The organism is Sphingobacterium sp. UBA1498 (assembly GCF_002325125.1).
Taxonomy (GTDB): Bacteria; Bacteroidota; Bacteroidia; order Sphingobacteriales; family Sphingobacteriaceae; genus Sphingobacterium.
The window spans coordinates 16,606-30,071 of the sequence record NZ_DCRG01000020.1; the positions used below are offsets into that span (position 1 = coordinate 16,606).

Annotated in this window: 11 protein-coding genes and 1 tRNA gene; 7 read left to right on the forward strand and 5 right to left on the reverse strand. The window is 43.2% G+C overall.

Annotation, left to right across the window (positions count from 1 at the left end; translation table 11 throughout):
• Nucleotides 1-4: 4 nt before the first annotated feature.
• The 3 genes from B3139_RS11130 to B3139_RS11140 form a co-directional block, all read right to left on the reverse strand.
• Nucleotides 5-886 carry a tyrosine-type recombinase/integrase gene (locus B3139_RS11130; protein ID WP_293882958.1) on the reverse strand — a complete coding sequence of 294 codons (882 nt, stop codon included), beginning with the start codon at nucleotides 884-886 and terminating at the stop codon, nucleotides 5-7.
• 100 nt (nucleotides 887-986) lie between these two features.
• Nucleotides 987-1,181, reverse strand: a complete 195-nt coding sequence (rpsU, locus tag B3139_RS11135; protein ID WP_209577848.1) for a 30S ribosomal protein S21 — start codon at nucleotides 1,179-1,181, stop codon at nucleotides 987-989.
• A 90-nt stretch (nucleotides 1,182-1,271) separates the two neighbouring features.
• On the reverse strand, nucleotides 1,272-1,904 hold the full coding sequence (locus B3139_RS11140) for an HAD family hydrolase (protein WP_293882961.1): 633 nt from the start codon (nucleotides 1,902-1,904) through the stop codon (nucleotides 1,272-1,274).
• 89 nt (nucleotides 1,905-1,993) lie between these two features.
• Between B3139_RS11140 and B3139_RS11145 the strand changes: the two genes are divergently transcribed.
• A tRNA-Ile gene (locus B3139_RS11145) sits at nucleotides 1,994-2,067 on the forward strand.
• Between the two features lie 79 nt (nucleotides 2,068-2,146).
• Here B3139_RS11145 and B3139_RS11150 read toward each other — a convergent pair.
• Both B3139_RS11150 and B3139_RS11155 read right to left on the reverse strand, forming a co-directional pair.
• Nucleotides 2,147-3,175, reverse strand: coding sequence for a pectinesterase family protein (locus B3139_RS11150; protein WP_293882964.1), 1,029 nt, complete (start codon nucleotides 3,173-3,175; stop codon nucleotides 2,147-2,149).
• Nucleotides 3,176-3,278: 103 nt separating this feature from the next.
• Complete coding sequence (locus B3139_RS11155) at nucleotides 3,279-4,925, reverse strand: glycoside hydrolase 43 family protein (RefSeq protein ID WP_293882967.1); 1,647 nt, start codon at nucleotides 4,923-4,925, stop codon at nucleotides 3,279-3,281.
• A 441-nt stretch (nucleotides 4,926-5,366) separates the two neighbouring features.
• Here B3139_RS11155 and B3139_RS11160 point away from each other — a divergent pair, with 441 nt between their 5' ends.
• The 6 genes from B3139_RS11160 to B3139_RS11185 are packed head-to-tail and all read left to right on the forward strand — an operon-like array spanning nucleotide 5,367 to nucleotide 13,428.
• Nucleotides 5,367-5,891, forward strand: a complete 525-nt coding sequence (locus B3139_RS11160) for an RNA polymerase sigma factor (RefSeq protein WP_209577845.1) — start codon at nucleotides 5,367-5,369, stop codon at nucleotides 5,889-5,891.
• A 43-nt stretch (nucleotides 5,892-5,934) separates the two neighbouring features.
• The gene (locus tag B3139_RS11165; RefSeq protein WP_293882972.1) at nucleotides 5,935-6,951 is read left to right on the forward strand and encodes a FecR family protein; all 1,017 of its coding nucleotides are present in this window, start codon (nucleotides 5,935-5,937) and stop codon (nucleotides 6,949-6,951) included.
• Nucleotides 6,938-10,186: a SusC/RagA family TonB-linked outer membrane protein gene (locus B3139_RS11170; RefSeq protein ID WP_293882975.1), complete on the forward strand. Its 3,249-nt coding sequence runs from the start codon at nucleotides 6,938-6,940 to the stop codon at nucleotides 10,184-10,186. Before B3139_RS11165 ends, B3139_RS11170 begins: the two co-directional genes overlap by 14 nt.
• A gap of 19 nt (nucleotides 10,187-10,205) precedes the next feature.
• The gene (locus B3139_RS11175; protein ID WP_209577842.1) at nucleotides 10,206-11,585 is read left to right on the forward strand and encodes a RagB/SusD family nutrient uptake outer membrane protein; all 1,380 of its coding nucleotides are present in this window, start codon (nucleotides 10,206-10,208) and stop codon (nucleotides 11,583-11,585) included.
• A gap of 42 nt (nucleotides 11,586-11,627) precedes the next feature.
• The gene (locus tag B3139_RS11180) at nucleotides 11,628-12,281 is read left to right on the forward strand and encodes a hypothetical protein (protein ID WP_209577841.1); all 654 of its coding nucleotides are present in this window, start codon (nucleotides 11,628-11,630) and stop codon (nucleotides 12,279-12,281) included.
• A gap of 7 nt (nucleotides 12,282-12,288) precedes the next feature.
• Nucleotides 12,289-13,428: a cytochrome-c peroxidase gene (locus B3139_RS11185; RefSeq protein ID WP_293882982.1), complete on the forward strand. Its 1,140-nt coding sequence runs from the start codon at nucleotides 12,289-12,291 to the stop codon at nucleotides 13,426-13,428.
• The last annotated feature ends 38 nt before the right edge of the window (nucleotides 13,429-13,466 follow it).

A 13,466-nucleotide genomic window follows, 5' to 3' on the forward strand; every position in this document is an offset into this window, starting at 1 on the left:
TTTTTTAAGCTTTTGGATGAGCTTGTTTATAAATTGACTTCAATCGTTCTGCTGAGTTATGCGTGTATACTTGTGTTGCCGCAAGTCCTGCATGCCCCAGCAGCTCTTTAATTGCATTTAAATCTGCCCCATTATCCAATAGGGCCGTTGCGAACGTATGCCTCAAAATATGAGGACTTCGCTTACCTTGTGTGGAAATAAGTGTCAACTGCCGATGTACGATATCGTAGATCAGCTTGGCGTATGCCGGCTTCCCCTCTTTAGTAACGATCAGTAAGCTATTATTAGTATCAACAAATTGTGTCGCTTTTTGTTGTAAATAGTTTTTCAATTCTTTCAATAAAAGATTATTGATCGGAACGAGGCGTTCTTTGTTCCTTTTACCTAATATAAGAATGTTTTTATTAAAAAAATCAATATCCTGTTCTTTAATTTTCAACAATTCCGCTAATCGGATGCCTGTACCAAACAATAATTCCATCACCATATAATCACGGCAGGATTCAAATCCATCCTGCTCCTGCTCCATCTGATCCAATAAGCGCACCAATTTTTCCTTTTCGACAACTACCGGTAATTTTTTAGGAGTTTTTAACGCTTTGATAAGTGTCATGGGATTTTTGGCAATACATTCCTCACGTTGCAAAAATTTAAAATATGTTCGCAATGCAGACATGCTTCGGTTTACGGAGCTGGCATTCTTTCCAGATTCCACCATTTGCGCAAAATAATGCCGCAAATCACGGTACACGATATCCTGCACCATCAGTCCTTCCCGACCCAAAAAATAATGAAACAGATCCAGCTCATGCTTATAAGCGACAACTGTGTGTTCTGAATATCTTTTTTCAATTTGCAAAAACCGAATAAACTCCTTTTCCAACATTTTTCCCTTGCTATATGGCTTAAATTACAAACTTAAAAGCACAAAAAAAAGGGAAAAGCATTGCTTTTCCCTTTATATTTTGAAATTATCAACGAATCAACTAGTTAGCTAGATCTTGATTCAAAGATTGTTTGTAAATCGCTTTTTTCACTTGAATGCGACGAGTTACAGATCTCTTTTCGTAAGCTTGACGTGAACGCAACTCTCTTAAAACTCCAGTTTTTTCGAATTTCTTTTTGAAACGTTTCAATGCTCTATCTAAAGATTCTCCTTCTTTTACATTTACGATAATCATGCGTTATATATACCTCCTTTCGCCGCTTTTAAATTTAAAGTGGGACAAAGGTAAGCTATTATTTTTAAAAAGGGAAACAAAATTATTTTTTTATATCAATTTGAATTCTTCCAGTAAAATTTGCAGGGGTTTCTCTTTGGTACACAATGCCGTATGCCATCCCAACTGATTAGCTGTTGCCAAGTGCTGCGGACTATCATCGATGAACAAAGTTTCTGCAGGGTCCAATTGTTGTTCTGTCATAACCAACTCAAAAATCTCCGCATCAGGTTTACGCATTCCCACCAAATGAGAGTAATAGGTCTTTTCAAAAAAAACTTCATTGTCTGCAACGCCATATTTCTGCTGGATATCATTCATACAATAGGCATAGTGAATAGCATTGTTATTGCTTAATAAGAAGGTCCGATATCGATCTTTCAACTGAAGTAAAATTTCATGATTACCTTGTGGCACACCAATCAGCAGGCTATTCCAGGCAGCGTCTATCTCGTCGTCCGCCAATGCCGAATTTTGGGTCAATTCTCTTATTCCATCCCGAAATTGAGCCGAATCAATTTTTCCTTTATCAAAATTATCAAAAAGTGCACTTTGACCATGATGTCCAAATACAGCATCTACATTCCCTATACCTAACTGAGTAAAAGCATCTTTCAATTTCACAAAGTCGATCATAAAGATCACATTCCCATAATCAAGAACAATATTTTTAATTTTTTCCATCGAATTATTTTGAAATATCGATACAAATATCGATAATTGCATCGTCAAAAGTGCACAACAGCTGTTTAAATTGACAAAATTACAGACCTGCTCCTATAGCTCAGTCGGTTAGAGTAGAAGACTCATAATCTTTTGGTCCCTGGTTCGAGCCCAGGTGGGAGCACAAAGCAAAAAAGCGGATTTTCTAGCTAGAAAATCCGCTTTTTTGCTTTATCACACCGACCGCCTTTTTGGTGCAACAGCTACGGCGTGATCATCTTTTTAACGTTCCAATCGCCCAGTACACGATCCAGCTTATATATATCCCGTTTTTTTTCCGGAAGCTGATGTGACCATTCCACACGCTTGGAAAGATTCAATGCCCCGGCTCCTTTCGATCCCAATTCGGCGTAAAACACGGTTTTATGCTTATCTGGAAACAAGCTATCACCCTTCCATTCATTCCACCCTTCAGGAACAATATGAGCTCCCAAAGTACAATCTACCAACACCGTATTGGCGTAGGGACGCCATGGTCTGCCGAGAAATACTTTATCGACAGCTGCATCTGCAGCGACAAAATCACACTGCTCAAAGACATAACCGTACTTTTGCCCCTGAGGTGTAGCAGCAGCTGTGACATACGAATTTCGCAGGGATAGAATCCGGCATTGCTGAAAAAATGCAATGCCCGGCCCGAAAATAAAATCTGTTGTTCCGCTGATACTGCAATCGAAAAAATAGCTCCTTGCGCCGCTTTTACCCAGATATAAAGTATCCTGAAAACCCAAAAGACGGCAGTTGACCAATGCTATCTGGTCACCTTCCAGATGAAGTGCCACCGCCTGCCCCACTGGACCAGCTGCATTTTCGATCGTTAAATCCTTGATGAGCACCCTACTTCCACGAACCAATAAGGTATAACTACTGAATGTCCCAAGCGTAAGATCCCCTCGCTCATCTGGACAGTCAACCTGCTTACCCGCATAATCATTAAAAACAATCTTGGTATGGATAGCATCCTCACCTATAAGCTCAATATTTTCGATATACGTTGGGATCACTATTTTTTCATGATAAATCCCTTTCCTGATCCAAATCCGAACGGCCTGTTCACCGCGAAAAGCACGAACTGAATTTACTGCAGCTTGTATACTTGTAAAATCACCCTTTCCCTGTTGGTCTACTGTAATCAATTCGGGAGGAGCAGCCCGCCCACATAGCGCGGTGAACAGTATACCCAACAGTAGGCCGACAGGCAGCATCTTAAATACATTTATTTTTCTCTTCATGAGTGTGTTTTTAGCATAAACCCTATTGCTGAGCTTATTATATTATCATACAATTTTAACTACCCTAAACGGTCAATAAGACTAAAGTAGGATAGCAGCATCCTTATTTTTCTATTCTAAACCAGTCTACTTCAGCATAACCACTATCATTGCTGTGCTTTTCTCTACTTGCATAGAGGCCTAATGCTGCACCAACCCACTTCCCTGGCTTAGCCTCAAATTGACCTCCAACGGGTATATAACTTTTGCCATCCAAACTATATGACCATTGACAGGAATTTCCATCTTTGACTACTACACGGATATACACAAAGTCATCCGGCAAAGAAGAAACGGACTGCACATTTTCCGCATGACCAGCATAGGCCCCTGAACAACGACCAGAGTAAAGTTGAAATTGACCTTTATCTTTACGTATAAAAAGCTGGGAATAATCTTCACCGACCACCACCAGTCCTGCTTTTTCACCAAGTTCCTTCTCATTGGGACGCAGTCGTATTTTTGCTGTCGCACTGAAATTTTCTGCAGGAAACTTTTGCGTCATAATATAAGGCGCCGACATTAGGTTTTTACTTCCTTGAGGCTCTTGTTGGCTATAGAGCCGGAGCTTACCCTCATGTGATGGCATAAGCCAAGTGCCATCCGGATTAGCCTGCCATTGCCACTGCAATCCTAAATGAGGAGACTCAAACTCGTCAGATTCCCGAGGATTGACCGAAGCAGAGACCTGCTTTCCGACGTTAGGTTTTCTATAGGTCGTCACGGGGGTACCTATGCCATTTCCATCGCTATCCTCGCCGATGATGGGCCAATTCTCTTTCCAGACCATCGGCTGAAGATGCACCACACGTCCTAGGGCTTCTTTATCCTGAAAGTGGAAAAACCAGTCCTCCCCAGAAGGAGTATCTACCCAAGCACCCTGATGCGGACCATTAACTGCCGACTTGTTCTGCGCCATAACCACCTTACGCTCATAGGGCCCATAAATATTTTTCGAACGCAAAACCAATTGCCAGCCCGTGGAAACCCCACCCGCTGGTGCAAACAAAAAATAGTATCCATTCCTCTTATATACTTTGGGTCCCTCAATTGTAGGGTCCAATTCATGCCCATCATAAACAATTATACCGCGATCCAATACACGAGTTCCGTCAGCGCTCATCGTTGCTATTGCCAGAACACTTTTCAAGCCTGCACGGCTCCCCGCATAGGCATAAGCTAAATAAGCACGACCATCTTCATCCCAAAACGGGCAGGGATCGATCAATCCCTTTCCTGGGAAAACCAACGTTGGTGCTGACCATGTCCCCCGGATATCCTTTGTTTTTATTTGATAGATTCCAAAATCCGGATCGGGATAATAGATATAAAACTCGCCATTGTGGTATCGAATAGAAGGTGCCCATACTCCTCCGCCATGTTGCACGCTACGGAATACTGCTTCGGGCACTTGCCGCTGCAGCGCATGACCTACAATCGTCCAGTTGATCATATCTCTGGAATGTAGAATGGGAAGGCCTGGACTGTGATGAAAACTGGAGGAAACCATATAATAATCTTTCCCTACACGGATCGCGTCCGGATCGGAATAATCGGCATGGATAATAGGATTTTTAAATTTTCCATTTCCAAGATCCGGACGCCACACCTCAGAAGTGTAATTCTGTCCGAATGCTAATAAACAGCTAGTCAAGGTCATATAAGCGATCAGGCAACTCGTTCCAATCGTTTTATTTTCAATTCTTATCATAAAATTCGAGCATAAAATATTCATTTAAATTCTTAAGCTCATTTCTATAACCAGCATGCTATGAAATGACACCTTAGGTTTATCTGCTACTTTTTAAAAATTGGTTACCAGTTAAAAATAGCTTTTTACGAATGTATTCTACTATTTTTTCTACGCAAACGATCTCAAAAGAACCATCGAAACCGACCATTCAATCTGCTTAACTAGCAATCGTCTTTGAACGCACCAACCGCCAATCATACGCTATTGACCTTTAAGGCTTTTGCTGCAACTTTTTAACAATAGTCAAAATTTAATCGACGGGAAGAATGAGAAATACGTTTGATCTAAGCCACGTGATATCAACAGCAAGAAGCGAATAGATCCATTCAAGCGCGATCCAAACAGCAATCTTATTTGTAATTATTCTAAATAAAAATGTAGATTTGCGCCATTCACACCATGAGACAACATTGGATAGCTACATTGAAAGGGTCGAGTGAGGCCTTTGAATCCTTATATGACTTAGTATACAGAGAGCTTTTTGCCTATGGCATGATGCTAGGATATTCGCGTGAAGCCGTAAAAGATGGTATACAACATCTATTTTTAGAATTATGGGAAAAACGTGACCGCCTGCCTCCTGTCGATAATATCAAATCATATTTGATGACATGGTTGCGCCGTATTCTGAATGACCGTCGGTTATTGGATGAAAAATTGGCGATAACAAATTATCGGTCCAATGACAATGCTCCTTCACACGAGACGGTCCTCATACAACAGGAATCCATTCGCGAAGCGAGTACCCGTTTAATTCAAGCTTTGGAATCCCTCACCCCGAAACAAAGACAGGTGATTGATCTCAGGTTTTTTCAAAACAAGTCTTATGAACAAATTGCATCTGAAACTGGAAATAGTCAACGAACAATCTATAACCTTGTTTATGAAGCCATTAAGGTTTTAAAGAAAAAAAATGAAAAATAATCCGGTAAAAAACTGGATTTCTCTCCTCTACACTCATATATACATGAAAAAAATTTACAACGATAGCGTTGATTTAGTAACCGATGAGAGTTTTGTGTCTTATCACAATGGAAACGCAAAACGAGCGGAAATTCATTTTTGGACGACATGGATTGCAGAAAATCCAGATAAATTACATCTTGTTACTGAAGCAAGGACGATGTTGGATGCCCTAAACGTGCATATCAGCGAAGGGGAATTGCAAGTTGAAAAAGATAAACTATTTGCAAAGCTGGAAAGCAAAGCAACTGCAAAAACACATCAGCTAGGAGGAAAATGGCGATGGATTGCTGCAGCTTCTATCCTACTCATCGGTGCATTTTCATTCCATCAGATTTTTCTTAAAGGCACGACTCAACCTACGCTCGCCTTACATCCTACCTCTACTGAAGAATGGCTTCATGTCGCTACCAAAAATGGCAGAATGATCAAGGTTAACCTCAGTGATGGAAGCCAGATTACGTTGATGGGTGGAAGTACACTACATTATCCAAAACATTTCAGTAAGGATACCATGTGTGTTCTGCTGAACGGTGATGCACACTTTAATATTTCAAAAAACGCAGGCCGCACATTTGCAGTAAAAACAGATAATGCCTTAGTGACGGTATTGGGGACACAATTTTTGGTGGAGCAAGTTGATTCAAAAAACACCCGTGTAAGTTTGTTTTCCGGAAAGATTAAACTGACCAACCGCAACAATAAAAAACAAATTCTGCTCAATCCTGGGCAACAGGGGTATGTCACCACTACGAATATCCATCTCGATAAATTTGCGCCCACACAGATCAATAATTTTCCGGAAGGTATTTTACATTTTCAAAATGCTCCTTTCGCTGAAGTCGCCCGGAAAATGACGCAATATTATGGCATCCACCTCTCCCTCCGCAAACCCGATGCGCGATGGAGATATACCGGGCATTTTGAGAAGCTGCCTGTTGAGGCTGCACTCGCCGCGATTTGTTTTTCAAAAGAATTGTCATCAAAAAAAATAGCAAAAGATACGTATGTGCTTTATTAAAGAAACAGTAAGACGAACCTTCTTATTGAACACCATTTTCCTACTATCCGCTGGGGCCGTTTCCGCACAAAGCACGCCCGGGCAAGGAACCTTGGAAACTGCTTTTAAATTATTGACCCAGCAGCACGCCGTACATTTTTCCTACGACGCTTCCATCGGACTGCAGCGCCGTGTTCCTCTTCCCACGGCCAAAGAGAACATAGACACGTATTTGTCTAGGCTAGCATCGACACATCAGCTGCGCTTTCAGCGAATCAAACGCTCTAACGTTATTGCCGTCAGCAAGGCAGCTAAGCCCATATTGCTCAACGGTGTAGTGACAGATGCAAAAAAAGGCTTGCCATTGGCCGGAGCGACGCTAATACTTAGGAAAGAAAACAAAACCTATCGCACTGATAGTTTAGGACGATATCGCATACTGACCGCAGCTGAAAATCGCGGCCAGGAAATTGGAATACGTTACTTGGGCTATCAAAATTACGACATTAAGGTGGATACCGCATTTCAGCGGATCAAACTGGTTCCATTAGATCAACAACTTGAGGAAGTATTTGTCAGCAGCACCTACGAAGCACCGAAACTACGCGAAGAGATGATTGGGAGTGTGTATACGATCAGCGCCAAGGATTTGCAAGCCGACCGGCCAATAGAAAGCGTAGATAAAATGCTGGAAGGACTAGTGCCGGGATTATATGTCGAACCCAGCACTTCCCTAGGCACCCCTGTTAAGCTTCATATTCGCGGCCAGGGAACACTGACAAACCTAACAAGCAATACCGGACGATCGACCTCTTCGCAGCCGCTGTACGTTGTTGATGGTGTTGTTGTACAAGAACAGGAAATAGGCGATGCCAATTCACTATTCACGGGGGAGACCTTGCTGAATCCGATCGCAGGAATCAACCCATTGGATATTGAATCCATTTCAGTACTTAAGGATGCTGCCGCAACAGCAATCTATGGCGCAAACGCGGCAAATGGTGTTATTTTGATCACGACCAAATCTGGTCGCAGTGGCAAGGCACAGCTAACAGCCTCTTACAATACCGGGGTCTCCACGTTTATCAACCAAATGAAATTACTCTCCGGACCGCAATACTACGAATTACTGCGAGAGTTTTATATAAATACGGGCTCAACGGCAACTGATGCCTCAAAAAAGGCAGGTAGCAACACCATCGATACCGACTGGTTTGGACTGACGTCACGTAATGCACGTTATGATAATATCAATCTGTCTCTTTCGGGCGGGAAAGGTAAAGATACATATTATCTTTCCATGGGCTACCGTAATCAGCAAAACGCCAGTCCTGGAAATGGTTTGAAGCAATACACAAGCTCTATACGTTATTATAATCAGTTTAGCGACAGGCTTCAAATGACCACCACCATATCGCCGGCACTGATGCGGCGGGAAGGTCTCGACCAATTCGCCAATGCCGCTTATATGCCGCCCAATATAACCCCCTATCAGGAAGATGGAAGTTACAGCACCTTCTTAGGCCTCGTCAATCCAGTCGCAGCATTAGCCGAAAATACGGATAAAGCGTTGGCTTTTACAGGGACCGCACGGATCGAACTGCAATATGCACTTTTACCTTTTCTAAGCTTGCGCGGAGCGATAGGCGGAAATATGCTGCAGTCCAAGCAGGAAACTTTTCTTTCGGGTATCGCCGGCGCCTCCATTGCCAAAGATGGGCGTCTGCGCATCAATGACCGAACGACATACAGCTGGACTTCCATGCTACAGCTTACCTACAGTCCAAAATGGCGAAGTGGACACCGCTTTGTCGGAATTGCGGGGATGGAGCTAAAAGATCAATACAGCAATTTACTAGTTGGGCAGGGTAGCGGATTTACCTACGACCGCGTCATCGCAATCGGGCTCGCAAGCACCAAGACGTCTTCTTCGTCGAAAATCTCGGACGCGACAGTATCCAACTATGTCCAGATGAACTACGACTATGACAAGCGATTTTATGCTTCTCTCAGTGGCCGTGCAGATCAGTCGTCTATGTTTGGTGGCGACAAACAGGTGGCGCTGAATGGAGCGCTTGGATTGGGATGGAATATCAGCAATGAAAAATTTATGCAAGCCATTCAGGCAATAGACTTTTTGCGTTTACGCGGTAGCTTCGGAACGACAGGCAATTCGCGGATTGGATCCTATGCGTCGAGAGGTTTATACAAATTCAACAATGTGACCTATGGCGGACAGATAAGTGCAAGCCCATCTTCTTCTGCGGCGGAAAATCCGGACTTAGGCTGGGAAACGAATATCAAGTTTAATGTTGGCGTTGACCTGAATGCTTTCAATAGGTTACGTGTGGCACTGGATTTATACCGAAACAATATCCGCAATCTGATCGCAAATATCAGTGTGCCACTGGAAACAGGTTATGGTGGTATGCCGCTCAATTCAGGAAACATGTACAATCAAGGACTGGATTTGAGCGTTGCCTACCAATGGTTAAAACAGTCCAAGGTCACATGGAACAGTACACTTATCGGTGGCTGGAATAAAAACAAGGTGACTTCGTTTAATAATCCATTGATTGAGCTGTATGCTGCAAACTCCTCAGATAACATAGGTGCAGGCCAGCGGGTAGGATACAGCGCTACATCATTGTGGGGGATCAGATGGGCCGGCGTAGATCCCAATACCGGGGAGGAAGGTTTCTACACCCCCAATGGTGATGTGGTCAACAGAACCGAAATACGGGCTATGGGGCAGAGCGCCTACCAATTGCTGGGGAATGCGATGCCCGATTTTCAGGGTAGTCTTATTAACAATTTGGGATGGAAGGGATTTCAGCTTACGCTCAATTTACAATATAATCTTGGTGGCAACAAGTTTGTAGCCACAACCTATTTACGGGATGGAAATAGTCTGTCAAACTCCAATATGTCGGTCAATTTGCTGGATCGATGGCAGCAGGTGGGCGATATCACGGCAATTCCAAAGCTAAACTCCAGCTCACCAGTTAATAACTCTTCCCGCTATTTGTACAGCATGACCTATATCAAGCTAAGCAACGCTTCCTTAAGCTATCGTTTGGCCGATCGTTTAATGAAACGGATGGGTATAGGACAGACAGCATTGAGCTTCAATGTAACCAATGTATTCTATTGGTTCAAAGACAAAAGTCCGGCGGGCAGAAACGGCATCCGCGAATACCGATTTATCTATCCTGAGACACGTAACTTTTCGATTGGTTTACGAACCACACTTTAATCTTTCAATAATTCGAGTTATGAACATAAAGACACTAAGTGTTGCTTTCCTTTTGGCCTGGAGCACAATGAGCTGCTCAAAATTCTTAGATAAAGAACCGGAAAACGAGGTTTCGGTAGACCTTATTTTCTCCGATATGCAGGGAGCAAAATCAGCCCTTGCAGGGGTGTACAACAACCTATTTCAGTCGGACTACTACAATGGTGTACGCATGGTTTACCCCGATCTACTCGGTGGCAATTTGACATTTGCCGCAGCGGGTAGAACAACGCTGTTAGATGTCTATTCATTTGAGACTGATGCTGACAATGATACGATGAACAAACTATACAGCTATCAGTACACGCTGCTCAATGCCATCAATAATATCATCAAACGCGTCCCGGCAATAACCAATATCAGTACACTTGAACGCAACCATATCATGGCGCAGGCGTATGGCTTGCGGGCATTGGTTCATTTTGATCTCGTACAGTTCTATGCGCAGCCCTATCTTTATACAAAGGATGCTTCGCATATGGGTATCATACTTGCCAAAAGCACAATTCTCCCCAAAGATGCACAAATAGCACGTTCTACCGTGGCAGAAGTATACCAACATATCGAAAGTGATCTGAATCTGGCTGATTCGTTATTTGCCAATAGCAAAACCGTATTTGAGGGCAATGCCAAAATATACATGAGCCTACAGGCAAGTAAAGCGCTTCAGGCAAGGCTGGCCCTCAATCGCAACGATTGGCAAAAGGCTTATGCCTTCAGCGCCGAACTGCTCAAAGCAAACTATTCCCTTTATAACCATGCTGAGTACATCGACAGCTGGAAACAGGCCAATACCAAAGAATCTATTCTTGAGCTGGCCGTTCCGAGCAATTATTCCGGCAACTCAATCGGTAGTTACTATGTCAAGGAGGCCAGTAATTCCTATTATCAGTTTAGGCCAAGTCAGGATCTCCTCGGACTGTTTGGCCAAGATGATGTAAGAGCAGCCGGTGGGATATTTAAATATCCAACACTACAAACGGCAGTAACTAGTGTCAAGTTGATCCGCCTCTCGGAAATGTACTTGATTCACGCGGAGGCAGCAGCTGAACTAGGCTATACCGATGAGGCTGTTTTGAGTTTGAATGCCATCCGACTCCGCGGTAATCCGAAGCTCGGAGCTTACGTTTTCAATACAAAAAATCTGTTGATCAATGAGATCCTTGACGAACGTCGCCGTGAGCTTTGTCTTGAAGGACTTTTATACCTTGATTTGATGCGCAGGGGGCTATCTGTTAAGCGCAATGACTGTACAGGGACAAACTGTAACGTCACTTTTCCAAATGATCATATGGTATTGCCCATCCCAAAGCAGTCGGTGCTTTCCAATAAGCGCATGATACAGAATCCTGGCTATTAATATTAATCAGCAACACTAAAATACAAATTAATAAAATACGACATGAACAGTTTAAAAGCAATCCTTAAGTTATCCAAATTCGTCACTATCTGCAGTATCCTATTTTCCACCATCTCCTGTAGTAAAGATAGTAATGTGGCTCCAGAACCCGAATATGTTCCTAAGCCGGACAACAATGCTATAGCTACCTTTACCAGTACAGATCCTTATTTTGAACTATATATCTACCGTTTTGATGACGCCACAGAAACCTGGGGAAAACGTATTCGGGCACATTATCCTACAGTGTCCACAACCGACACCACCTATATGGGATTTACGAATCCCTATGTAACAGATAGTGGCGTCAATCTTTTCCAGATGGTCACACTATATAGCGATAAGATCGGTACGACAAATATTAAAACGGCAGGTATCAATGTGGACCAGGTATTGCAATTCTTACCAGATCAGCATAACGACCAGCTCGGCAAAGTGACTGTAAAGGAGCAACAGGTAAAAATCTACAAGAAAACCGAATCTGCCACAGAACGGAAAGATATGGAATTTTTCGAAATCGGTATCAGTGGTGCGGGGACGTATGATTTAAAACAAGGCTTAATCGACCTAGAGGTGAATTTTAACGAGACAGCGATCGGTGGATCCAATAAAGTAACCCGTAAATACAAATTAAGCACCAAAGCGTTAGAATTGTAAACAACAAATGATACGAAGATTACTTGTATTTGGTTCATTGGGAGTCATCCTGATCTTACTGTCTTTTGTGCAGGATCAGGATATTCCTGATATTGCCTTATGGCGCAAATTATATTCCTCCGGCGATAGCAAGCGATGGCCGAAACCACATCTGGACGATGATGTAAAGGTAAATTTTGTCGATATTGGCACCTTGCCCAATGTTCAATATCCTGCCGATAATCCGTTTAGCAAGGAAAAGTCGGCGCTGGGAAAAATATTGTTTTTCGATCCCAGGCTTTCGGCAACAAAACAGTTGGCCTGTGTGAGCTGTCACGATCCGCAACTGGGCTGGGGCGATGGCAAGAGTCTGGCCCATGGACATAGTCGACGGGTAGGAAAACGAAATGCCATGCCCCTCTACAATGTCGGTTACTACCGCTCCTTCTTCTGGGACGGACGGTCATCTTCCTTGGAAGCGCAGGTATTATTTCCGCTGACCGACAGTGTGGAGATGAACACCGACCACCAAGTAGCTGTGCGCCATATTCAGGAGATCGCTGGTTATGCACCGTTGTTCCAATCGGCCTTTGGAGACAGCACGGTCAGTATCTTGCGTATTCAACAGGCGATTGCAACTTTTGAAAGGGGCATTCGTAGTTATAACAGCAAGTTTGACCGCTTTGTTCAGGGAAATAAGAATGCTATGACGGATGAAGAGGTATGGGGGCTGCATCTTTTTCGGACAAAAGCACGCTGTATCAACTGTCACAATACGCCTTTATTTTCAGATAATCAGTTTCACAACGATGGACAGACGTTATATGGTACCAAGCAGCAGGATTTCGGCCATTACCATATTAGCGGTAAACAGGAAGACATAGGCGCATTCCGGACGCCTTCATTGCGGGAGATTACGCTAACTGGCCCCTGGATGCACCACGGTAATTTTCCAACGCTGTTAGATGTCGTACAGCTCTATAATCTCGGTAATCCCGAACCAATACAACGCAGCGTTACGATAGACCCAAAAACAAGGCCTATACATTCGGCAAAGCTGAAAAAGCTAAACCTTACGAATGAAGAGATTAACGCTGTGCTTAAATTTCTGGGAGCGATCAGTGGTAGTACGCAACAACGTATGATGACTCCAAAATTGCCCGAATAAAAAAATCCTCATCTTGCGATGAGGATTTTCATATCCTT